This window comes from Mahella australiensis 50-1 BON, from assembly GCF_000213255.1.
Taxonomy (GTDB): Bacteria; Bacillota; Clostridia; order Mahellales; family Mahellaceae; genus Mahella; species Mahella australiensis.
Map to the genome: position 1 here is coordinate 1,008,054 of NC_015520.1, position 22,548 is coordinate 1,030,601.

Consider the following 22,548-nt stretch of genomic DNA (forward strand, 5'->3'; position numbering starts at 1 on the left):
ATCATTTGACGTCTAACTATTATAAGCGCATACCGCTGCCGTTTACCTTGCATAAATTATCGCGTATTTGTATAAAGAAGCGTCTTAATAAGATCCTTTCTTCCATTGTAAAGCCATCAAAGCATTCATTTTCCAGTTGTTGAAATACATTTTCTACTTCTGCTCGTGCATTTCTGCCTTTATCAGTGAGATATACGCGCGAAAGGCGCATATCCTTGCTGTCAGGTCGACGTTCTAAGAAACCGGCATTTTCCATCCTTTTAAGCATTACTGTAACAGTTGGTGGTTTTAGGTTTAGAGCCTTTCCGATTTCTTTTTGAGTAAGCCCATCGTGTTCCCACAACATAAACAACACGGGCGGTTGTCCCTGATAGAGGCCTATCTTTGCTAAAAGGTCATGCAGTCTTATAAAATGATAACGTATTATTTGGTGTAATAGGAAATGCAACGAGCTTTCATCTGGAGAACCCAATATAACTCCTCCTTTATTATTTAGACGTCTAATTAATATTATAACAAAATATTTTTGTTGTCAATTGATTTTTTGTGACTCTTCGATTCGTAATATGGCAAATTCATCGTATGTGCTGATTCGTGTCGATGCTTGTAGAAATAATTTTATTCAATATGCAATATGTATAAAAGCCACTCCATAAAATTGTGCTATTTTGCTCCAATAAACTTGAATTTTGTAGATTATGGTACTATAATTATCTTGTATAATTTATAATTAGGATATAAATTTTGCGGATATTGTTTATAATATTCCTATGTTTATATTTTTGGAGGACAAGCTTATGAAGATTGGTATAGCTAAAGGGCTGCTGTATTATATATATTATTCATTGTGGCGAACATTCTTTGAGAAGTTAGGTTGCGAAGTTATTGTTTCTGATGATACTAATAAAACCATATTGGATCGCGGTATCAAGGATTTTGCCGATGATGCTTGCCTGCCTTTAAAGCTATTTCGAGGTCATATTCTAGAGTTAGCAAGTAAATCAGACGCCATATTCGTACCGCGGCTGGTTAGTGTGGCCAGGCACGAATACATCTGCCCTAAATTCTGCGGCTTGCCGGAAATGATAAAAAACTCCATAGCGCACCTACCGCCGATAATAGATGAGACCTTGAATATGCATAAAAACGGTAGTGAGGAGGAGATGCGCAGATTTTTTATGTCTGTAGGGCATCATATCACGAGCGATAAATCCGCTATAAGCGAAGCCTATTCTGAAGCTGTGAAGGCACAGAGGAATTACGATGCGTTGCTCAGGTCGGGCTTTCTCCCGGTAGATCTATTAGGCGATAGACGAGATAAAGCATTTCGCGAAATAAAAAGCGCACGCGATTATAGCCAGGCTATAGGTATAATAGGGCATCCCTATGTTATATATGATAATTACTTGAGCATGGGCCTAATCGATAAAGTGAGGCAGGCTGGCTATGGTGTTATAACGCCGGAAAATGTGGCGGATGATGTCATAGATGAAGAGGCCGATAAACTACCCAAACGCATGTTTTACACGTTTGGTAAGGCTATTTACGCATCAGCTATGCACATGATTCGTTCTAAAAGCGTAAGGGGCGTCGTATATATGTCGGCTTTCGGATGCGGTGTCGATGCATTTATAACTGAGCTCGTGCAACGCCGAGGCAGGCGTTTGGACAATGTACCTATTATGATATTGAACATAGATGAACATACCGGCCAAGCCGGCGTGGATACGCGCATAGAGGCTTTCTTAGATATGATAAAATGGAGGGATCAACATGAAGGTGACGTTCCCGCATATAGGCAATACCTACATAGGGGTTAAGGCTGTATTCGACGCGTTGGGTGTAGAAGTAGTAGTTCCGCCTTTATGCACCAGTCGTACATTGGAACTTGGTACTAGGTACGCGCCGGAGATGGCATGTTTGCCTTTAAAAGTAACGCTAGGCAATTATATTGAGAGCATAGAGCGGGGAGCGGATACAATAGCTATCACAGGCAGTTGTGGACCATGCCGTTTTGGTTATTATGGGGTGGTTCAGCAGGAGATACTGAATGATTTGGGCTATGATGCCGAGATATTAATACTAGATCCGCCTCAGGATGGTGATTTTAAGCCATTATTCGGCAAACTAGCTAAACTGGGGGGTTCTAATGCTACAGTGGGAAAGGCTATAAAGGCCGGCTATTTAGGATTTAAGATTATAAAAGAAGCCGATGAATTGGATAGAATGATACTGAAAGTTCGCCCGAGAGAGATAGATAAAGGTCAAACCGATGCTATATGGGCGAGGTATCATGCTGATGTGGTAAAAGCCTTCGGTCCGTATGAAATATTGAAGGTGATACGTCGAGCAAAGGATGAGATCAGAGCGATTAAGGTTGATAAAACCTTTCAACCGGTTAAAATCGGGTTAGTAGGGGAAATATATACGCTTATAGAACCGTTTGTCAATCTCAATGTCGAGCAAAAACTGGGTAATTTAGGCGTAGAAGTAAACCGCTCGATGGATATAAGCGGCTGGGTAATAGATAATGTATTTCTGGGCTTGCTGGGCTTGAGCAGCGAGAAGAGGGTCAGAAAGGCGGCTAAGCCTTATTTGGATCTATGTGTCGGCGGGCATGGCAGGGAATGTATAGGCAATACGATTCTTTACAGCCGTAAGGGGTACGATGGAGTTATACAGCTCATGCCTTTCGGTTGTATGCCGGAAATAGTGGCCGAAACCATATTGCCGCAGGTCAGCAAAGATGAAAATATACCAGTGATGACGCTCATACTTGATGAAATGACTGGCGAAGCGGGTTACCAGACCCGCTTGGAAGCTTTTGTAGACCTTCTGAAACGTAAAAGGGAAAAAGAAAGGGCGGAAAAACATTATGGATTATTACTTGGGCGTTGACATAGGATCGGTAAGCAGCGATTTCGTACTTATCGATGAAGAGCATAATGTTATAAGCAAATTGTATTTGAAGACGCAAGGCCAACCTATAAAAGCTATAAAGGACGGATTGAGTCTGCTGCAGGACGAAATGCCTGATGAGGCCGATATAACTGGCGTAGGTTCTACAGGCAGCGGGCGTGATTTAGCTGGCGTGATGGTGGGCGCTGATATAGTTAAAAATGAAATAACCGCTCATGCGGTGGCAACCTTAGAAAAAGTCCCCGATGTTTCCACTATATTGGAAATAGGAGGGCAGGATTCTAAGATTATTATCATACGCGATGGCATAGTGACGGATTTTGCCATGAATACCGTATGCGCGGCTGGTACCGGTTCGTTTTTGGACAGGCAAGCTGCCCGTCTTGGTGTGCCAATAGAACAGTTTGGCGAGATGGCGCTGAGGTCTACTACTAAAGTGCGTATAGCCGGTCGGTGCGCTGTGTTCGCTGAGTCGGATATGATACACAAGCAGCAGATGGGCTATGAGCCTGAGGATATAATAAATGGCTTATGCGAGGCGTTGGTCAGAAATTATTTGAATAATGTGGGCAAAGGTAAGGAGATACTACCTAGAGTCGTTTTTCAAGGTGGAGTGGCCGCTAATATAGGTATAAAACGCGCATTTGAAGAGGCTTTAAAATGCGATGTATATGTACCTGAACACCATGAGGTCATGGGAGCCATCGGGGCCGCCATACTTGCTCAGGAAGAAGTCGAACGTAAAGGATATACTGATTTTCGAGGATTTGATCTAGTTGATATGGATTTTAAAACCAAAAGCTTTGATTGTGATGGTTGCGCCAACCAATGTGAGGTAGTACAGATTATGGCCGATAAACAGGTGGTGGCCAGATGGGGTGATAGGTGCGGCAAATGGCACAACGCTTTGTTGAAGAGGCAACGCAGGGATAAAGATAAGGCTATGGCATAAACTGAATTGAAGAGGTAAATACTAATAAAAAAGGAGGCGCTGTTTATGGAGTCCCCCAGTATTCAGCAGAGAAGGTACGTAGCCTCGATATGCGAAGAGTATCGCTCCATCAATTCGGCTATGACTGATGTTGTTAATCAGGATGAGGTAAGTTGCAGCAATTGTGTGCATTGGCATGATGGGAGCTGTAAGATATTCGACAAAGAATTGGCTGGTACCGATCAGACATAGAAGGTGCGGGATAATCCTGCACCTTATTTGTCGAGATTAAGTGTAAGTAGCAATTCTTCCTTATTTTTCTCTAGCCGCTTTATGTCGCTTTCAATTTTTTCCTTATTTCGTTTCAGTTGTGAGATTACAGATTGAATCTTGCCGGAAATATTGCTAATGTATTCCTGATTGTTGCGGATCATCGACCGCACGTTGAGATCGGTGAATATGTTATCTAACCAATAATCAACAGCTCTTGTTGTGCGGCTGATTGTAGTGAATCCTGCTGATAGATTCAGATTTACGTCGGCCAGTTCCTTTCGCAAATCTTGCAATTGAGAATCGAGCCTATTTAACAATGATTGTGCTTGATCGATATTATTATATTTTGCCATATGGCTGAATATACCATTATCTGTCCAAACATCGTATGTAGCCCATTTTTCGGCGCTTCTAAGGCTTTGGAGGGCTTCCTGAGCCGTTGCGGCTGCTCTTGAGGCAGCCCTGATAGCCTCATCAGTTTCCACAAGCTGCTTGGCGAGAGCATTGATCTGCTTATCTAAATCATTATATAATTTGAACGAATCGCTATCAGCATTATCAATAAGCCATTTCTTGCGTTTTTCCAGTTCAGCCTCATACGTCCTTTGCTGATTTTTCAAAGATTCTATCCGCTTGGCCAACTCATCGCGTTCCGCTTTAAGCTGATTGACATTATCTAAGGCTTTGTCGTATTCGTTTTTAGCCTGAAGCTGCTCCTGCATCTCTTTTGTAAGTTTGCCTTCATATTTGCCGATAAGGCGCAGTAGAGCTGCAGAAAACGACTCATCGGTCAAACGCTCTATATCCCGCGATTCCTGTTCATACTTCTCTTTGAGCTGCACCACATTATCTTCGGCTTCGCCTATTTGTCGTTCCAACCTTTCTAAGCGGTTTTTTAATGTAGGCAGTGCTCTGATAGCATAGCGTATGTCGCTTAAATTTTGACTGTCCATGAATTCTCCTCCTTCACTAGGAGAATTATACTATATCGCTTTATCTGATACAAGGTATAAATACTATGTTATAATAAAATATAAAGAACATAGATAATAGGAGAAAATTTTGATATGGCTTTAGATGCAATAGCTGTGCGGTGTGTAGTAGATGAATTGAATAGCCGTATTCTAGATTGCCGCATAGATAAAATATATCAACCCGAAAGGGATGAAATAGTACTTCATGCCAAAGGCAAGGCTGGAGGAGGTACACTCCTGATCTCGGCCAATGCTGCCAATGCCCGGGTTAATTTAACCGAGCGCTCTATGGTAAACCCTATGAATGCCCCTATGTTTTGTATGGTATTGCGCAAGCATTTGCAGGGGGGACGTATAGTTTCGGTGGACCAGCCCGATACCGAGCGCATTATAGAAATAGGGGTTGAGAGTTATGATGAGCTGGGTGACAAGACTTCAAAGCGGCTGACGATAGAGATTATGGGACGCCACAGCAATATAATACTGATCAACAAAGATGGCGTTATCATAGACAGCATAAAGCATATAACTCATGAGATGAGCCGCGTGCGCCAGGTATTGCCAGGGCTGCTTTATGCCTACCCTCCGAAACAGGATAAGATCGATCCATTTTCAATCAGTAAGAGTGGGATGGCCTCGCAATTGGCTGGCCAACCTGCGTCGATGAGTTTGGAACAAGCCCTATCTAGCATCATAAATGGGATATCGCGTTCTACTGCAACTGAAATTGCGGCCATCGCTGGTATAAACGGCGATCTGAAGCTGGAACAGATTACCTTAGAAGTCCTCGATGTTTTATGGGATGCATTTGAGCACTTTAGGAGCGATGTGGTCGACAAAAGATGGCAGCCTGCTATAATATATGACGAGCAAGGCAATCCTGTAGATTTTTTCCCACTGCCCGTACACCGTCGTGTAAACGGTCAAGTAGTTTATATGCAGTCCATAAGCCAGGTACTGGAGCGATACTATGCTCAGAAGGATGCCATAGACCATATAAAACAGAAATCATCGGACTTGCGTAAGCTGCTCAATACTCATTTGGAAAGGGCAAAAAGGAAACTGGAGATACAACAGCGAGAGTTGGCACAGACTAAAGATATGGATCGCTATAAGCTGTACGGTCAGCTCATAACATCCAATCTGTATCAGTTACAACCCGGACAGAGTGAGGCGAAACTAGTCAATTTCTATAGTCAAACAATGGATGAATTGACCATCTCATTGGATCCGTCACTTACGCCGGCTGAAAATGCACAGCGCTATTTTAAGCTGTATAATAAGGCCAAGAATGCAGCAGCTGCTTTAATACCCCAGATAGAACAGACTAGGGACGAAATAGAATATCTGGAAAGCCAATTGGATAATCTTGAGCGATGCACTGAAGAAACCGATATAGATGAGATACGCCAAGAGTTATCGGAGCAGGGTTATATAAAGCACAGACGCAAAAATAGCGATAAAAGTAAGGCAAAGCCATCGCAGCCCCATCACTTTGTATCATCGACGGGCATGGACATATATGTTGGCAAGAACAACGTTCAAAATGATATGTTGACATTGAGATGGGCCGCTAAGAGCGATTACTGGCTTCATGTCAAAGATTTGCCTGGCTCACATGTTATAATAAGGAGCCAGGGTAAACTGCCGGATCAGCAAACACTGCTTGAAGCGGCTATGTTGGCGGCGCATTACAGCAAAGGCCGCGATTCCAGCAATGTTGCTGTGGATTATACCCAATGCAAATACGTAAATAAGCCGGCTGGTGCCAGACCCGGCAAGGTGATATATACAAATTATAAAACGATTTATGTGACTCCGGATACTGATTTGTTAAAAAAGCTAAATCGGATTGTGTGATGGTCATATTTGAATAAAAAACCTTAAAAAATGGTTTAATTATCGATTAGCATATGTTATAATGATGTAGCGAGCTTTAACGCGGTAATGCTTTATAAAGCGTCGGTTTTCAATTTGGAAGGTGTGGGATTTCTATTATGATAAAAAGTATGACCGGATATGGCAGAGGCCAATGCAGCGCTGGTGAATGGGACGTATCCGCTGAGATAAAGGCAGTGAATCATCGCTATACCGACATAAATATAAGGGCATCCAGGCAGCTTATGTTTATGGAAAACGATATTAAAAAGCTCATACAGAAAAGGGTGAGCAGAGGCAAAATCGATGTATCGATATCGTGCGAAAGGCGTGGTGAAGCCAATATAACAGCCGGATTCGATGAAGCTGCATTTAAGGCATATATAGAGTTATCCAGGAGATTGGCCGATGATTATAAGTTGTATAGCGGATTAAATGTGGCAGATATATTAGGTTTGCCTGGTGTATTGAATACAGGACGGGATGGCATGGCTGATGATTCTGCACTGTCCGAGGCCGTTTTCCAGTGCGTGGACAAGGCGTTAGAAGAGCTTATAACCATGCGTAGCAATGAAGGGCGAAACCTATATGCTAATATATACGAATGCTTAGAAGGATTGCGTGCTATCGTAGGCAGTATAAAATCGAAAGCCGATGGGGTCGTGGATGCGTACAAGGATAAACTGACTGCTCGGATACAGGAAATGATAGATGATACGCTGTTGGATATGGATCGGCTTATGCTTGAAATAGCGATTTATGCTGATAAAAGCGATATAAGCGAAGAGATAACCAGGCTATACAGCCATATAGATCAATTCAGCCGGGCCATAAACGATGATATACCGGTGGGCAGAAAACTCGACTTCATAACGCAGGAAATATATAGGGAATTTAATACCATTGCTTCCAAAGCAACTGATGTGGATATAATAAATAGTGTTATAGAGGCAAAGGCTATCACCGAAAAGATAAGGGAGCAGATACAGAATATTGAATGATTTGGAGGCATTTTTGTGAATATACGGTTGATAAATATAGGTTTTGGCAATATAGTATCAGCCAATAGACTTGTAGCTATAGTTAGTCCGGAATCAGCTCCTATAAAGCGCATAGTACAGGATGCGAGGGATAGAGGCATGCTTATAGATGCGACCTATGGCCGAAGAACCAGAGCGGTCATAATAACCGATAGCGATCATGTTATATTATCGGCTATTCTGCCTGAGACGGTGGCTCATAGGCTGAATGTTCAGGAAGGCATAAAATACGAAGAAGATTATAATGAAGAGGATGAGTAAAGGAAGATGCAACAGGGGCTGCTTATCGTTATTTCCGGTCCATCTGGGGCTGGAAAAGGAACCATATGCCGTGCTTTACGCAGATTTAATCATAATGTAGAGCTATCCATATCGGCTACCACAAGAGCGCCTAGGCGCGGTGAGAGAGAGGGCGTGAATTACTTTTTTAAGACAGTCGATGAATTCAAGCGAATGATAGAAGACGGTGAGTTTTTAGAATACGCTGAAGTATATGGCAATTATTATGGAACGCCCAAATCGTATGTGCGCGAGCGTTTGATGGAAGGCAAGGACGTAATACTGGAGATAGATATACAGGGTGCGCTCAGCATAAAAGAAAAATTCGACGATGCCGTATTCATATTCATATTACCGCCGTCTATGGAAGAGTTAAAACGGCGCATAGTAAAAAGGGGCACTGAGAGCGAGGAAGAGCTGTTAAAGCGTTTTAACAGCTCTTATAAAGAGCTTAATTTTATAAACCGATATAACTACGTTGTTATAAACGATGTAGTAGAAGCGGCTGCTCGGAAAATCGACGCGATAATAACCGCTGAAAAATGCAGGGTAGAGCGCAATAAGGACCTTTACATAAATTATTTGGAGGGATTAGAAAAATGATTTATCCACCTCTTAAGGATCTGTTGAGCAGGGTTGATAGCAAATATGCATTGGTAGTAATGGTAGCAAAAAGGGCCAGACAATTGGCGGAGGGAGAACCTAGTCTGGTATCCAATATTCCGTCCAACAATCCTGTTACCATAGCTGCATGCGAGATAGCCCAGGGTAAGATCACATATGAACGGATTAAATAATAAAACGGTCGTTCTAGGGGTAACCGGTGGTATAGCTGCTTATAAGGCTGTGGATATAGTCAGCCGCTTAAAAAAAGCCGGCGTTGACGTTTATGTTATAATGACGCGACATGCGGCGCAATTTGTCACCCCATTGACATTTCAGTCCATATCGGAGCATCCGGTGGCGGTGGATATGTTTCAGCCGTTTATGGCCGATGAGATAGAGCATATAGCACTGGCTAAGAGGGCCAACTTATTCCTCATAGCGCCGGCTACTGCTAATATAATAGGCAAAATAGCCAATGGTATAGCCGATGATATGCTGTCCACTACCGTTATGGCCACGCAGGCCAAAGTTGTGTTGGCCCCTGCTATGAATACCAATATGTACTTGAATCCTATAGTCCAACATAATATAAGCATTCTCAAAGACAAAGGCTATGAGGTGATAGAACCCGAGAGCGGGCGTTTGGCATGCGGTGATTACGGTACGGGACGACTATCATCTCCGGAGATCATAGTTCAGGCTGTCATGAGGATGCTAAACATCAAGAACGACCTTGACGGCAAAACTATTATGGTTACGGCAGGACCTACGCGCGAAGCCATAGACCCTGTAAGGTATATAAGCAATCATTCCAGCGGCAAAATGGGGTATGCAATAGCTCGGGCAGCATTGGATAGAGGGGCAAAGGTTTTGCTCATATCGGGACCGGTAGCCCTTACGCCACCGGTAGGGGCAGAGATTATACCTGTGATATCGACTCAGGATATGTATGAGGCGGCGGTGAGCCGCTTTGAAGAGGTAGATGCTGTAATAGGTGCTGCAGCGCCTGCGGATTACAAGCCGGCTGAAGTGAGTCCTGTCAAAATAAAAAAGACAGAAGATGCCATGACGATAACTCTTATCAGGACTCCTGATATAATAAAAACGCTGGGACGAACTAAAACCAGGCAGAAGGTGGTAGGTTTTGCGGCTGAGACTCAAGATGTCGAGCAGTACGCGCGCCAGAAGCTGGTAGATAAGAGTATGGATATGATAGTGGCCAACGACGTAAGCGCCAATGGAGTAGGTTTTGGCAGTGACTATAATGCCGTCAAGATAATACGTCATGACGGCAATTTGAAAGAAGTGCCCAGAATGCCAAAAGAGCAGGTGGCTCATATTATACTGGATGAATTAGCGAGCCTTTTTGAGGACAGTGTCCTATGAAACCGCGTTTTGCCAGTGTGGCGCTGAATGTGCCGGCAGGCAGCGATACGTATTCATATAAAATAGTCGATGATATAAGCGACGATATGCTGATAGGCCGTCGTGCCGTAGTAATGCTAGGTAACCGTCTTATGGAAGGTTATATCGTCGATATAACCGATCATGCTGACATAGAAGAAGATAAAATAAAGCCTGTAGAGGCGCTGTTGGATAAAGAGCCTATTTTCACTAAGGCTATGTTGGAGTTGGCGTTTTGGATGAAAGAGCAATATCTGTGCCCGTTAGGGGCGGCATTGGCATGCATGCTCCCTCCAGGCGTCAAAGCCAGGATCCAAAAAATGATAGTACTGCTAAACGAGGCCGATGTTATCGATAATACCAAATCCTTAATTATCAACGCATTAAGGGATAATAAAGGACGCATGGCTTTGAATGCTTTGAAAAAAGTCGTGCCCGTAAAAAATATAAGCAGCGTGTTGGCTGAATTAGAGCGGGATGGCGTAATAGCATATGAGTATACTGTAAAAGAGAGCGTGCGCATAAAAGATAGCTATAATGAGGCTGCAGTGTCCGGCTCTATCAGCACAGTCCGGCCGGTACAACAACAGCTTCAAGCCATAACGGCTATAAATAAAGCCGTGGACGAAGGAGAAGGTGCTTTTTTGCTGCATGGCGTGACAGGCAGCGGCAAGACAGAGGTATATCTGCAAGCTATACAACATGCCATGGATATAGGCAAGGATGCGATAGTGCTGGTACCAGAGATATCGCTTACACCACAGATGGTAGCGCTTTTTACGGCAAGATTCGGTTCCAGCGTAGCGGTATGGCACAGTCGCCTCTCCATGGGCGAGAAATACGCGCAGTGGTGGCGTATAAAAAACGGACAAGCACAGGTGGTAGTAGGTGCGCGCTCGGCAGTATTCGCACCTGTCCAACGGTTAGGACTCATAGTGCTCGATGAGGAGCAGGAGAGTAGTTATAAATCCGATATGACGCCTAAATATGATGCCAGGGAAGTGGCCAAGCGGCGCTGCGATATAGAAGCAGGCGTACTAGTGCTTGGCAGCGCTACGCCGTCTCTGGAAACATATTATGCTGCCGGCAAGGGCGATATGCGTTTGCTGGTTATGCCTGACAGGATAAATGGTAAGCCGTTACCTCATGTAGATATAGTGGATATGCGCCAGGAAATAGCATACGGCAATAAGAGTATTTTCAGCAGAAAACTGCTCAAGGCCGTGGCATACAATTTGAAAGCCGGCCAGCAGAGTATACTATTCATGAACAGGCGAGGATTTTCTACATTTGTATCATGCCGAAACTGTGGGCTTGTGATGAAATGCCCCCACTGCGATATATCGCTTGTATATCACTCGGATAAGGGGCAACTACAATGCCATTACTGTGGTTATAAGATAGCGGTACCTAAAGTATGTCCCAAATGCAAGAGTCCTTATATACGATACTTCGGAGCCGGTACACAGCGAATAGAGCATGATGTAAAACAGATTTTCCCACATGCGCGCGTTGTGCGCATGGATACCGATACTGTCACTAAGAAGAATGCTCATAGAGATATATTGCGCTTGGTATGGCGCCATGAGGTGGATATATTGGTAGGCACGCAAATGATAGCCAAAGGGTTGGACTTTCCAGAAGTGACGCTGGTGGGCGTGGTGGCTGCAGATACGGCGCTTAACATACCGGATTTTCGCAGCGCTGAGGATACATTTCAATTGGTTACACAAGTTGCAGGTAGGGCTGGTAGGGCAGCGAAACCGGGTATGGTTATAGTACAAACATATCAACCCGAACATTATAGCCTGCAGGCTGCTGTAAAGCATGATTATGAGAGCTTTTACCGCCAAGAGATCGAGATAAGGGAAAGGCTTAAATATCCACCATTTTCCAATATAGTGAAAATATCTTTATCGGGTAAGCATCTGCCCGATATCATAAAAGCCGCCGAGGACATGGCTGGCGAGCTGCATTGCTATCTGAATAATATGTGCTATAATAATGATGTGGAGATATTAGGCCCATCGCCAGCTCCTATGGAAAAAATAAAGGATGAGTATCGTTGGCAGATAATATTAAAGGTAGATGTTCATATAATGGATGATATCAAATATGATATAAAGCGCATGGTGGACAGATATTCATGTGCCAGCATGGATATAAATCCGTATAGTATGCTGTGAGGAGGTGCATTATAAAATGGCATTAAGAGAGATACGAAAGTTTAAGGATCCGATACTGCGTAAAAAAGCGCGGCCGGTCGTAAAAATAGATAAGAGGCTGTTGACGCTGTTGGATGATATGGTCGAGACCATGAAAAAAGCTGAGGGCGTAGGCCTGGCTGCCCCACAAGTGGGCATATTAAAGCGCGTTGTGGTTATAGCCGATATGGATGAGGATAAGATAATCGAGCTTATAAATCCTGAGATCATCGCGCAATCAGGCGAACAGGTGGGTCCTGAAGGATGTCTCAGCTTCCCCGGTATGAGCGGTACCGTAAAAAGGCCGGAGCAGGTTACTGTGCGTGCAATGGACAGAAAAGGTGAGATCCGTGAAGTAACGGGTACGGGAATTATAGCCAGGGCATTTTGCCACGAGATAGACCATTTGGATGGCATAGTCTTTCTGGATAAAGTTATACCTGAGCCGGAATCTGATCAGGAATCGGATGAACAGCAGGAGGAAACGGCGCTGTGAAGATAGTATTTATGGGTACGCCTGAGTTTGCGGTAGCGTCGTTGGAGGCTATCCTGGAACAAGGGCATGAAGTGGTATGCGTTGTGACGCAACCTGATAAACCAAAAGGGAGGGGAGGTCGTTTGGCCTCCCCTCCCGTCAAAGAGGTGGCTGTGCAACGGGGCATACAAGTTTATCAACCGCCGCGTATCAGAGAAACGAATTTTGTAGAACGGTTGAGGAACATCAAACCAGATATTATCGTTGTTACGGCCTTTGGTCAAATACTGCCTAAATCAGTGCTGGATATCCCACCTAAAGGCTGCATAAATGTCCATGCATCGCTGCTGCCCAAATACAGAGGCGCTGCACCGATACAGTTTGCTATAATAAACGGCGAGAGCCAAACCGGCATAACCACAATGTATATGGATGAGGGCATGGATACGGGTGATATGATATTGCAGCGAGCTATAGATATACACCCCGATGAAACAGCAGGCCAGCTTCATGATAGATTGGCGGTATTGAGCAAAGATGTTCTAAAGGATACACTGGTGCTTATAGAGCAAGGCCGAGCACCGCGTATAAAGCAAAACGATAACGAGGCCACCTATTGCAGCAAGCTTACAAAAGAAATGGGCCACATAAACTGGAATGCGGATGTTAAAACCGTATATAACCTCATACGAGGCGTTACACCATGGCCTGGGGCATATGCGTTCTATGAAGATACCATGATCAAGATATGGCATGCCCGCATTGTATCGGATTATAAGGATGCGTTGCCTGGCCAAATAGTTGATATACATCGAGAATATGGTATAATAATAAAGTGCGAAAATGGATGCGTGGCTGTAGATGAGGTACAGCAACAGAATAAAAAACGCATGAATATTGAAGAATATTTAAGAGGACATAAGATAGAAATAGGAACGATGTTAAGATAGGGGGAGTTTATATGCCATATTTGTATGGATTTGATACAGGGTTTTTGCTATTTTTTATACCGGCTATGATATTGGCGATGTATGCTCAGTTTAAGGTGCAAAATACATTTGCCAAATATCTTAAGGTACCTAACAGGAAGGGATATACCGGTGTTGAAGTAGCGCGTTATATATTGGATGCCAACGGTTTGAACGATGTGCGCATAGAACGCATACCAGGGGCTTTAACCGATCACTATGATCCATCAAAGCGTGTGTTGCGTTTATCAGAGCCGGTTTATTCTCAGCCGTCTATAGCATCTATAAGCGTTGCCGCGCATGAGAGCGGTCATGCCGTACAGCATCAGCATGGCTATTTTCCACTTATAGCGCGCAATGCGTTGGTGCCGATAGTGAATTTCAGCGCGCAGTTTACATGGATACTCATTATATTAGGCCTTATAATGAGTTCGGGGAGTTTGATAAATGCGGGTATAATATTATTTTCCGCAGCGGTATTGTTCCAGATAATAACGCTGCCCGTGGAATTTAATGCCAGCCATAGAGCGTTAGCGATGTTGAGCCAGAGCGGCATTATAAGCGATGATGAGCGGCCAAAGGCTCGAGCGGTACTAAGTGCAGCCGCTTTGACATATGTAGCTGCAGCCGCGGTATCTATAGCTCAACTATTAAGGCTGCTCCTTATAAGAGGCGACAGAGACTGATATTGCATGGTAGATAAAGCAAGAAACGCAGCGCTAAAGCTGTTGCGCGATATAGATATTAAGAAGGCTTATATAAATTTAGAGATTAAACCAGCGCTGAAAGATAATAGCCTTTCAACGCTGGACAGAGCTTTTATAACCGACATGGTATATGGTGTTACGCGCTACCGCCTGACTCTGGATTGGCTTATAAAGCGCTATTCCAGAGGAGGTAAAGCATCGCCTTGGATTAGAAATATATTGCGCATGGGCATGTATCAGATACTGTATATGGACAGAGTTCCTGACTTTGCCGCATGCGACAGCAGCGTGGAATTGGCAAAAAAATACGCTGGCCAAAGAGAAGCCGGATATGTTAACGCCGTATTGAGACGCCTTATACAAGAAAAAGACCATCTTGTTTCTCTTTTTCCTCAGGATACTGTTTCTAGAATAGCGCTTAAATATTCCTTTCCCGAATGGATGGTACGGTTATGGCTTAATACTATGAGTGAAACGTCGGTGGAGGAGCTTTGTGCAGCACAAAATATCAGGCCGTCTTTGACTATAAGGGCTAATGAGCTCAAGATATCGCAGGATGACTTGATAAAGCTGCTGGAACAGCGTAGTATAATGTATAGCTGCGGGGTATACCTGCCCGAAGCGCTTAATATAGAACAAAATGTCGACGTAGAAAGCCTGCCGGGTTATGACGACGGGCTTTTTGCTGTTCAGGATGAGGCGTCTATGATGGTAGCTCATGTGGTGGATCCAAGACCAGGGCAAATCATAATCGATGCCTGCAGCGCGCCTGGCGGTAAAGCTGTCCATATGGCGCAATTTATGAAAGACCAAGGACGCATACTGTCAGTCGACGTGTATCCTCATAGGATAGAGCTTATAAAGGCACAGTGCGCTAGGCTTGGTGTAAATTGTGTAGAACCTGTATGCTATGACAGCACCATATATAATGAGGATTGGTATGGCGTGGCCGATGCGGTGCTGATAGATGCTCCATGCTCAGCATTGGGCATTATACGGCATAAGCCGGACATAAAATGGAGAAGGATTGAAAAAGATATAGGAGAGCTTTTGCAAATACAAAGGCAAATATTGGATACATGTAGCCTTTATGTTAAGCCACGAGGCGCGCTCATATACAGCACATGTACCATAAATCCCGATGAAAATCAAAATATGGTAAACAGCTTTTTGAACGATCACAGCGACTTTATATTGGATGACGTCTATCAAAAATTGCCACATGCGTTGAGCGCTTCTCGTGATAGCAGGGATAAATGGGTGCAATTTTATCCGAATGAGGATAAAATAGATGGCTTTTTCGTGGCCAGAATGCTTAAAGTGAGGTAAAGGTATGGAGCAACCAATAGCTCTTAAGGACATGAGCATGGATGACATGAGTAAGCTGGTTCAACAGCTCGGACAGCCGGCATACCGCGCCCAGCAAATATTTAGCTGGGTTTATAAAGGTGTGGATGACATAGATGAGATGAGCGATTTGCCAGCGGATTTCCGCAAGAGGCTGAAGGAACGTTGCTATACCGACTCATGCCGCATATATAAGCGCCAGCAGTCTGAGGATGGCAGCGCTATAAAATATTTGTTTTTATTAAAAGATGGTAATATAATAGAAAGCGTATTGATGCTATATGAGTACGGCAACAGTGTATGCGTGTCCAGCCAGGTAGGCTGTCGCATGGGATGCGCATTTTGTGCCTCTACTATAAAAGGTATAAAAAGGAACCTTACCAAAGGTGAGATGGTTGATCAGATACTGCGTATACAGCAGGATGTCGGCCGGAAGATTTCGCATGTGGTGCTAATGGGCAGCGGCGAGCCATTGGATAACTATGAGCAAAGCATAGCTTTTATGCGTTTGCTGCACGAGCCTAAAGGGCTTAATATAAGCTATAGGAATATGACGTTGTCCACGTGCGGCTTGGTGCCGCGCATATATGACCTGGCAAAAGAAGGTATGCCTATTACGTTAGCGGTATCATTGCATGCTCCTAACGACGATATACGCAGGCAGCTTATACCTATGTCCAAGGTTTATTCGATAGATGATATAATAAAAGCTTGCAATTATTATATTGAAAAAACCGGCAGGAGGGTTACGTTTGAGTATATAATGCTTAAAGATATAAATGACAGAGTGGAGCATGCGTACATGCTGGCCGATGTACTTAAGGGCATGATATGCCATGTCAATCTTATACCGTTTAACAATGTGGAAGGCTGTGAATTTCAACCGTCTTCACAGAAGCAAATAGAACATTTTTATGGTATACTGAATAAAAAAGGTATACCTGTGAGCATACGAAGGCGTTTGGGTACCGATATAGATGCGGCATGCGGACAATTGCGCCGCCGCTTTGTCGATGAGTGATGGAGGAATGATATGGGGATTGCAGCTTTAAGCGATAGGGGCAAGATGCGCAGCCATAATGAAGATTATTATTTCATACCCGATGGCAAAAGGTTATGCGATAATGTGTTATTGGTCGCTGACGGTATGGGCGGGCACAATGCGGGCGACGTGGCGAGTTATATAGCTGTTAATGCTATGGTGGACTATATAAAACAGCATAAAACGGATCGTGTTCATCTAGCTGATTTAATGGCGAATGCCATGCAATACGCTAACAGACGGCTGGTCGAATTATCTGAGCAGTATGAGCAATACGAGGGCATGGGCACCACAATGACGGCAGCATGGATAACCGATAAAAGGATCTATATAACGCATATCGGCGACAGCAGGGCTTATTTGATAAATGAAAGCTGTATCAGGCAGCTTACTGAAGATCATTCACTGGTACAAGAGATGGTCAATCAGGGAACTATTACCAAAGACCAGGCGGTTAATCATCCGCAGCGCAATGTGATAACCAGGGCGTTGGGCAGCGAGGATGATATAGAAATAGACCGCGTGGAAATTCCCTATAATGCCGGAGACATATTATTGCTGTGCACTGATGGTCTCACATGTCAATTGAGCGATCAGGAGATATGGGAGATATGCGCTGCTGATAATGAATTGAGCTGTAAGGCCGATGCTATGGTTAGGCTTGCTAATGATAGAGGAGGTTTAGACAATATTACCGTTATCCTCTTTCAACAATCTGGAATAGGAGAAAAAGAGGGATGGATGCATTAATCGGTAAAATATTGGGTGGGCGCTATGAAATAGTGGAGAAGATAGGCGAAGGTGGCATGGCGGTGGTGTATAGAGCACACTGTCATCTGCTTAGCCGCGATGTGGCGGTGAAAATCCTAAGGCCGGAGTATGCCAACAATGAGGAATTCATAAGGCGTTTTAGAAAAGAGGCACAGGCTGCTGCTTCGCTTTCTCATCATAATATAGTCAATATATACGATATAGGCAATGATAATAACCTAAGATATATAGTTATGGAATATATAGACGGCCCTACACTTAAGGATATTATAAAACGAGACGCTCCTTTAGCATATGAGAGGGCTGTAAACATAGCCATACAGATATGCGCGGCATTGGATCATGCCCATAAGCACGGGATAATACACAGGGATATAAAACCTCAGAATATAATGCTTACCGCTGATGGTGTGGTCAAGGTAGCCGATTTCGGCATCGCTAAAGCCGTGGCTGATGTTTCTACTACCTTGTACGACACCGATACCATGGGATCGGTGCATTATCTATCGCCGGAGCAGGCTCGTGGCGGGTATGTCGATGCCAAGTCGGATATATATTCGCTGGGTGTGGTACTCTATGAGATGGTGACGGGCCAGGTGCCGTTCACAGGTGATACCGCTGTAGCGGTAGCGCTTAAGCATTTACATGATGATATAAGATCGGTTAGAGAGCTTAATCCAGATGTACCGCCGGCGTTGGATCAAGTTATAACAAAAGCTTTGCAAAAGGACAGGGATCAACGCTACGACAGTGCTATGGAGATGATGGTGGATTTGCGGCGTGTACTGCGCGAGCCATATGGTACCTTCGTTAGCATTAGCGACTCCATGGTCGATGAACCTACGCGAGTAGTGCCTGCTATACATGAGCGCGATCATGATAAACCACAGCCTTCTGCTGAAGAACGTCCCGCTAAGAAAGTGTGGAAGGTTGTTATCATAGCGGTTGCTATTATTGCCATTATGGCGGCCGGCGCAGCGACGGCTATGAGGATATATAACGATTATTTTGCCGTACCTGATGTAAATGTGCCATCTATAGTGCGTCAGGAAGAAAATGCTGCTAGACAGCAATTAGAATCTCTTGGATTAGTTATGAATGTTGTTGATCGCCAGTATAATGATGAAGTGCCGGAGGGATATATAATTTCACAAGACCCCCAGCCAAATACAACGGTAAAAAAGGGGGCTTCGGTAAATGTTATTGTAAGTCAGGGAACTAAGAATATAGAGGTGCCATCTATAGTAAACAAAACCGAAACCGAAGCGAAATTAATATTAGAAGAAGCAGGGTTAGAGCCGGGTGAAGTAAGGCATAGCTACAGCGATGAATACCCTGCCGGGTATGTTATGGACCAGAATCCAAAAGCAGGTATACACGTAACTGGAGACAATATAAAGGTGGATTACGTTGTGAGCGATGGCCCAGAGACAACCACTATAACGCTGCCGGATTTTGAGGGACAGCTTTTGGATGATGCTCAAAAAGTGCTGGAATCATACGGCCTTAAAATCGGGCGTATCGTCAGGGAAGACAGCTCATATGACAAAGATGTTATATTAAGGCAAAAGCCGGAACCACAAACTCAAGTGACCGAAGGCAGTACGGTAGACTTCTGGGTGAGCAGTGGGAAGCCGAAGATATACTCGCCCAAGCAGATAACAATACCTCTGCCTCAGGACTGGCTGGACCCAGAAGACCCGGAAAAGCCTGCTGAACAACTTACTATAAAGGTGCTTAAAAAGGAAGGCGATGTAACAGAGGTTGTCTATCAAGGGGTTCATAAGCCTTCCGAAAAGGAAATAAAAATAAATGTGGAGGGTAAGAGCAAAGCTGTAGTGGAGGTATATATATTCGATCAACTTTATAAAAGCATAGAAATAGATTTTACCAAGGAGGCTTCATGATCCTAGAAGGTATTATAATCAAGGGTGTGGGCGGTTTATATAAAGTAGCAGCGACTGGTAATATATACGACTGTAAAGCGCGAGGCAAGTTTAGGAAACTCCATATAATACCTATGGTAGGGGATAGAGTGCGTATAAGAGTTTTGGATGATGGTACAGGGATAATAGATGAAATAATGCCGAGACGCAATGCACTGACCAGGCCTCCGGTGGCCAATGTCGATCAGATGATCGCGGTGATAGCTGTTGCGCAACCGGAGCCAAATCTATTGCAATTGGATAAGCTTATATTGGCTGCCGAAAAACAGCAATTGGATATTGTAATATGTATAAATAAAATAGATTTAGATGATGGGATGGTTCAATGTAAGGCTATCAGTAAGGCCTATGAGATGGCGGGCTATAACGTTGTTTATACCAGCGTAGCCGAACCCTTGTGTGGCATAGAGGATGTGAAACGCTTTTTGCGTGGCAGGATAACGGTTATAGCAGGTCAATCGGGTGTAGGTAAATCAAGCATTATAAATGCTATATGCGGTCAAAATCGTATGGCAGTAGGAGAAATAAGCGCTAAAGCTGGATTGGGCAAACATACTACGCGGCATGTTGAGCTGCTAGCCGTGGACGGCGGTATGATAGCCGATACGCCAGGATTTAGCGCATTCGAACTTCGATTGACAAAGTATGAAGTGGCGGCCTTCTATAGAGAATTTTCATTATATGCTGCAGAATGTTATTTCAGCGATTGCCTGCACTTAAAAGAGCCTAATTGCGCTGTGAGACAGGCTGTAGAACAAGGATTGATAGATAGAGGCAGATATGAACGCTATGTCTATATTCAGGATGAACTAGAGCAAGAGAAAGGATTTGTACGATGGTAAAACTAATTCCATCTATACTTTCGGCGGATTTCTTCGATCTGGGCCACGCAATTAATGAGTTGCAAAAAGGTGGCGCCGACGGTATACATGTAGACGTAATGGATGGCCATTTTGTGCCTAATATAAGTATGGGCCCTATGATGGTGAAGTCGATAAAATCTCATATAAATATGTTCATGGACGTTCACCTCATGATAGATAACCCCGATGAATATATAGATGCATTTTCTAAAGCAGGGGCCGACTCCATAACGGTACATGCGGAGGTGCTGCGCCATCCGCTCAGAACCATAGATATTATAAAAAGAAACGGTTTAAAAGCAGCTATAGCATTGAATCCAGCCACCCCATTGTCGGTGCTGGACTATATTATGGATGCAGCGGACATGATATTATTGATGACAGTTAATCCAGGTTTTGGAGGCCAGCAATTTATACCATCCATGTTGGATAAAATAGCTGATTTAAAGAGAATAAAGGATAATCGTGGATTTAACTTCGATATACAGATAGACGGCGGCATAACGATGGATAATGTGCATGCTGTGATGGCTGCCGGAGCCAATGTTATAGTTACTGGGTCGGCTATATTAAATCAACCTGATATAGCCGAAGCTGCTGCTGACTTCAAATATAACATGCTGCGCGGTGCTATGGCATGAAAGGCATTGTTATATGCAATGGGATAGTAGAAGATTATAATACTATAAAATGTGTCGGTGCGGATCTCATAGTATGTGCGGATGGTGGCGCCGATCATGCCTATAAGGCAGGAGTCGTGCCTCACTGCATAATAGGCGATCTGGATTCGATAAGCGACGAGGCAAGGACTTGTTTTGAATCAAAAGGAGTGGAGTTTTCAAAACACCCCAGAGATAAAGATGAAACCGATACCCATTTGGCCATAAACTATTGCATTGCACATGGGTGCGACGATATAACACTTTATGCTGCGTTGGGCGGGCGGTTTGATCATGCCTTTGCAAACGTTTCACTGCTTGCCATGCTTAAACAGAGAGGCATATCGTCTTGTATAGTAGATGGAGACAGCGTTTTATACGTGAGCGACGATGTATTGAAAATAAGCGGTAAGCAGGGCGATTTGCTTTCTTTGCTCCCTCTAGGCGACGGGGTTACCATTTTATTTACCGATGGACTTTATTATGCCATAAAGGATAGAAAATTTCCTTTCGGGTATCCATTCGGTGTGAGCAATGTTTTTACTGATTCAAAGGCATCGGTCAGGCTGAGCGGGGGCTGGTTGCTGGCCGTGCATACGGTGTTATAAAATTGTGTCACTTTTCGGTAAGCTGCATAATATGAAATATGGAAAATTTTTTGAGAGGAGAGTTATCGGTGAGATGGAACTCTCTTAACACAAAACGTGTCATCGGTATAGCATTGATGGTTGGAGGCATTGTTATAATAGGCATCATAGTGCCGACAGAAGTATGGTTGTTCATATTAGGCGGTTTACTTATATGGTATGGTTATGTTACAGCTAAATCCATATAGCGGAGGTGTAGGCTGTTATGAAGATCTATGTGTTTAAAGCGCCGAGGGGGTTACGGGGTTTGCTGAAAACGATATTTGGCATAAAATAAATAAACGGGAAGAAATCATCTTCCCGTTTATTTATATGGCGCGCTGTACCTTTCCTGAACGGAGGCAGCGCGTGCATACATATGCTCGCTTAGGGGCGCCGTTTACAACTATACGCACCCTTCTCAAATTGGGCTCCCAGCGCCTGTTGCTGCGCCTATGCGAATGACTTATAGCATTACCGTAAGCAACGCTCTTATGGCATATCGCGCATTCCTTTGACATATCCATACCCTCCCTCTATACAAAAACATTCTTATTGTATCATTATTTTGGCCATTTGACAATAGTATATTTAAAGAGTACAATATTATGGAAATCTATTATATAGGGGAGGAAA

General features: G+C 43.9%; 25 protein-coding genes. 22 read left to right on the top strand and 3 right to left on the bottom strand.

The features are described 5' to 3' along the window. Positions 1–19: 19 nt before the first annotated feature. Positions 20–472, bottom strand: a complete 453-nt coding sequence (locus MAHAU_RS04830) for a MarR family winged helix-turn-helix transcriptional regulator (protein WP_013780598.1) — start codon at positions 470–472, stop codon at positions 20–22. Positions 473–797: 325 nt separating this feature from the next. On the opposite strand from MAHAU_RS04830, the gene MAHAU_RS04835 reads away from it, so the two are divergent. From MAHAU_RS04835 to MAHAU_RS04850, 4 genes are read left to right on the top strand one after another with little or no spacing between them, the layout of a single operon-like run. Next, positions 798–1,820: an acyl-CoA dehydratase activase-related protein gene (locus tag MAHAU_RS04835; RefSeq protein ID WP_013780599.1), complete on the top strand. Its 1,023-nt coding sequence runs from the start codon at positions 798–800 to the stop codon at positions 1,818–1,820. Continuing rightward, complete coding sequence (locus MAHAU_RS04840) at positions 1,774–2,898, top strand: hypothetical protein (RefSeq protein ID WP_013780600.1); 1,125 nt, start codon at positions 1,774–1,776, stop codon at positions 2,896–2,898. Before MAHAU_RS04835 ends, MAHAU_RS04840 begins: the two co-directional genes overlap by 47 nt. Further along, the gene (locus MAHAU_RS04845) at positions 2,876–3,871 is read left to right on the top strand and encodes an acyl-CoA dehydratase activase (protein WP_013780601.1); all 996 of its coding nucleotides are present in this window, start codon (positions 2,876–2,878) and stop codon (positions 3,869–3,871) included. Before MAHAU_RS04840 ends, MAHAU_RS04845 begins: the two co-directional genes overlap by 23 nt. A gap of 45 nt (positions 3,872–3,916) precedes the next feature. Further along, the gene (locus MAHAU_RS04850; protein ID WP_013780602.1) at positions 3,917–4,102 is read left to right on the top strand and encodes a hypothetical protein; all 186 of its coding nucleotides are present in this window, start codon (positions 3,917–3,919) and stop codon (positions 4,100–4,102) included. A gap of 23 nt (positions 4,103–4,125) precedes the next feature. On the opposite strand, the gene MAHAU_RS04855 is transcribed toward MAHAU_RS04850, so the two are convergent. After that, on the bottom strand, positions 4,126–5,076 hold the full coding sequence (locus MAHAU_RS04855; protein ID WP_013780603.1) for a hypothetical protein: 951 nt from the start codon (positions 5,074–5,076) through the stop codon (positions 4,126–4,128). Positions 5,077–5,190: 114 nt separating this feature from the next. On the opposite strand from MAHAU_RS04855, the gene MAHAU_RS04860 reads away from it, so the two are divergent. The 18 genes from MAHAU_RS04860 (at position 5,191) to MAHAU_RS15715 (ending at position 22,121) form a co-directional block, all read left to right on the top strand. Further along, the gene (locus tag MAHAU_RS04860) at positions 5,191–6,957 is read left to right on the top strand and encodes an Rqc2 family fibronectin-binding protein (protein WP_013780604.1); all 1,767 of its coding nucleotides are present in this window, start codon (positions 5,191–5,193) and stop codon (positions 6,955–6,957) included. Between the two features lie 137 nt (positions 6,958–7,094). Further along, positions 7,095–7,976: a YicC/YloC family endoribonuclease gene (locus tag MAHAU_RS04865; protein ID WP_013780605.1), complete on the top strand. Its 882-nt coding sequence runs from the start codon at positions 7,095–7,097 to the stop codon at positions 7,974–7,976. Positions 7,977–7,991: 15 nt separating this feature from the next. Then, positions 7,992–8,276, top strand: a complete 285-nt coding sequence (gene remA, locus MAHAU_RS04870) for an extracellular matrix/biofilm regulator RemA (RefSeq protein ID WP_013780606.1) — start codon at positions 7,992–7,994, stop codon at positions 8,274–8,276. 6 nt (positions 8,277–8,282) lie between these two features. Further along, entirely contained in the window at positions 8,283–8,897 is a 615-nt protein-coding gene (gmk, locus tag MAHAU_RS04875) for a guanylate kinase (RefSeq protein WP_013780607.1), read from the top strand. Continuing rightward, positions 8,894–9,091 carry a DNA-directed RNA polymerase subunit omega gene (rpoZ, locus tag MAHAU_RS04880; RefSeq protein WP_013780608.1) on the top strand — a complete coding sequence of 66 codons (198 nt, stop codon included), beginning with the start codon at positions 8,894–8,896 and terminating at the stop codon, positions 9,089–9,091. The genes gmk and rpoZ overlap by 4 nt, the downstream gene beginning before the upstream one ends. Continuing rightward, on the top strand, positions 9,075–10,286 hold the full coding sequence (coaBC, locus tag MAHAU_RS04885) for a bifunctional phosphopantothenoylcysteine decarboxylase/phosphopantothenate--cysteine ligase CoaBC (RefSeq protein WP_013780609.1): 1,212 nt from the start codon (positions 9,075–9,077) through the stop codon (positions 10,284–10,286). The genes rpoZ and coaBC overlap by 17 nt, the downstream gene beginning before the upstream one ends. After that, the gene (gene priA / locus MAHAU_RS04890; RefSeq protein WP_013780610.1) at positions 10,283–12,490 is read left to right on the top strand and encodes a primosomal protein N'; all 2,208 of its coding nucleotides are present in this window, start codon (positions 10,283–10,285) and stop codon (positions 12,488–12,490) included. The genes coaBC and priA overlap by 4 nt, the downstream gene beginning before the upstream one ends. Before the next feature lie 16 nt (positions 12,491–12,506). After that, entirely contained in the window at positions 12,507–13,004 is a 498-nt protein-coding gene (gene def / locus MAHAU_RS04895; RefSeq protein WP_013780611.1) for a peptide deformylase, read from the top strand. Further along, positions 13,001–13,933 (top strand): methionyl-tRNA formyltransferase, encoded by a 933-nt coding sequence (fmt, locus tag MAHAU_RS04900; RefSeq protein WP_013780612.1) that lies wholly within the window; start codon positions 13,001–13,003, stop codon positions 13,931–13,933. The genes def and fmt overlap by 4 nt, the downstream gene beginning before the upstream one ends. 11 nt (positions 13,934–13,944) lie before the next feature. Then, positions 13,945–14,637, top strand: coding sequence for a zinc metallopeptidase (locus MAHAU_RS04905; protein ID WP_013780613.1), 693 nt, complete (start codon positions 13,945–13,947; stop codon positions 14,635–14,637). 6 nt (positions 14,638–14,643) lie between these two features. Next, on the top strand, positions 14,644–15,987 hold the full coding sequence (gene rsmB / locus MAHAU_RS04910) for a 16S rRNA (cytosine(967)-C(5))-methyltransferase RsmB (protein WP_013780614.1): 1,344 nt from the start codon (positions 14,644–14,646) through the stop codon (positions 15,985–15,987). A gap of 4 nt (positions 15,988–15,991) precedes the next feature. Continuing rightward, a complete protein-coding gene (rlmN, locus tag MAHAU_RS04915; RefSeq protein ID WP_013780615.1) occupies positions 15,992–17,026 on the top strand; it encodes a dual-specificity RNA methyltransferase RlmN in 1,035 nt (344 codons plus the stop codon). A gap of 12 nt (positions 17,027–17,038) precedes the next feature. Beyond that, positions 17,039–17,797 (top strand): Stp1/IreP family PP2C-type Ser/Thr phosphatase, encoded by a 759-nt coding sequence (locus MAHAU_RS04920; RefSeq protein ID WP_013780616.1) that lies wholly within the window; start codon positions 17,039–17,041, stop codon positions 17,795–17,797. Then, positions 17,785–19,725, top strand: coding sequence for a Stk1 family PASTA domain-containing Ser/Thr kinase (pknB, locus tag MAHAU_RS04925; RefSeq protein WP_013780617.1), 1,941 nt, complete (start codon positions 17,785–17,787; stop codon positions 19,723–19,725). Before MAHAU_RS04920 ends, pknB begins: the two co-directional genes overlap by 13 nt. Further along, positions 19,722–20,606 (top strand): ribosome small subunit-dependent GTPase A, encoded by an 885-nt coding sequence (gene rsgA, locus MAHAU_RS04930; protein ID WP_013780618.1) that lies wholly within the window; start codon positions 19,722–19,724, stop codon positions 20,604–20,606. Before pknB ends, rsgA begins: the two co-directional genes overlap by 4 nt. After that, entirely contained in the window at positions 20,600–21,268 is a 669-nt protein-coding gene (rpe, locus tag MAHAU_RS04935; protein WP_013780619.1) for a ribulose-phosphate 3-epimerase, read from the top strand. Before rsgA ends, rpe begins: the two co-directional genes overlap by 7 nt. Further along, entirely contained in the window at positions 21,265–21,894 is a 630-nt protein-coding gene (locus tag MAHAU_RS04940) for a thiamine diphosphokinase (protein ID WP_013780620.1), read from the top strand. Before rpe ends, MAHAU_RS04940 begins: the two co-directional genes overlap by 4 nt. Before the next feature lie 68 nt (positions 21,895–21,962). After that, on the top strand, positions 21,963–22,121 hold the full coding sequence (locus MAHAU_RS15715; protein ID WP_013780621.1) for a hypothetical protein: 159 nt from the start codon (positions 21,963–21,965) through the stop codon (positions 22,119–22,121). A gap of 120 nt (positions 22,122–22,241) precedes the next feature. On the opposite strand, the gene rpmB is transcribed toward MAHAU_RS15715, so the two are convergent. Then, a complete protein-coding gene (gene rpmB / locus MAHAU_RS04945; RefSeq protein WP_013780622.1) occupies positions 22,242–22,433 on the bottom strand; it encodes a 50S ribosomal protein L28 in 192 nt (63 codons plus the stop codon). Between the last annotated feature and the right edge of the window lie 115 nt (positions 22,434–22,548).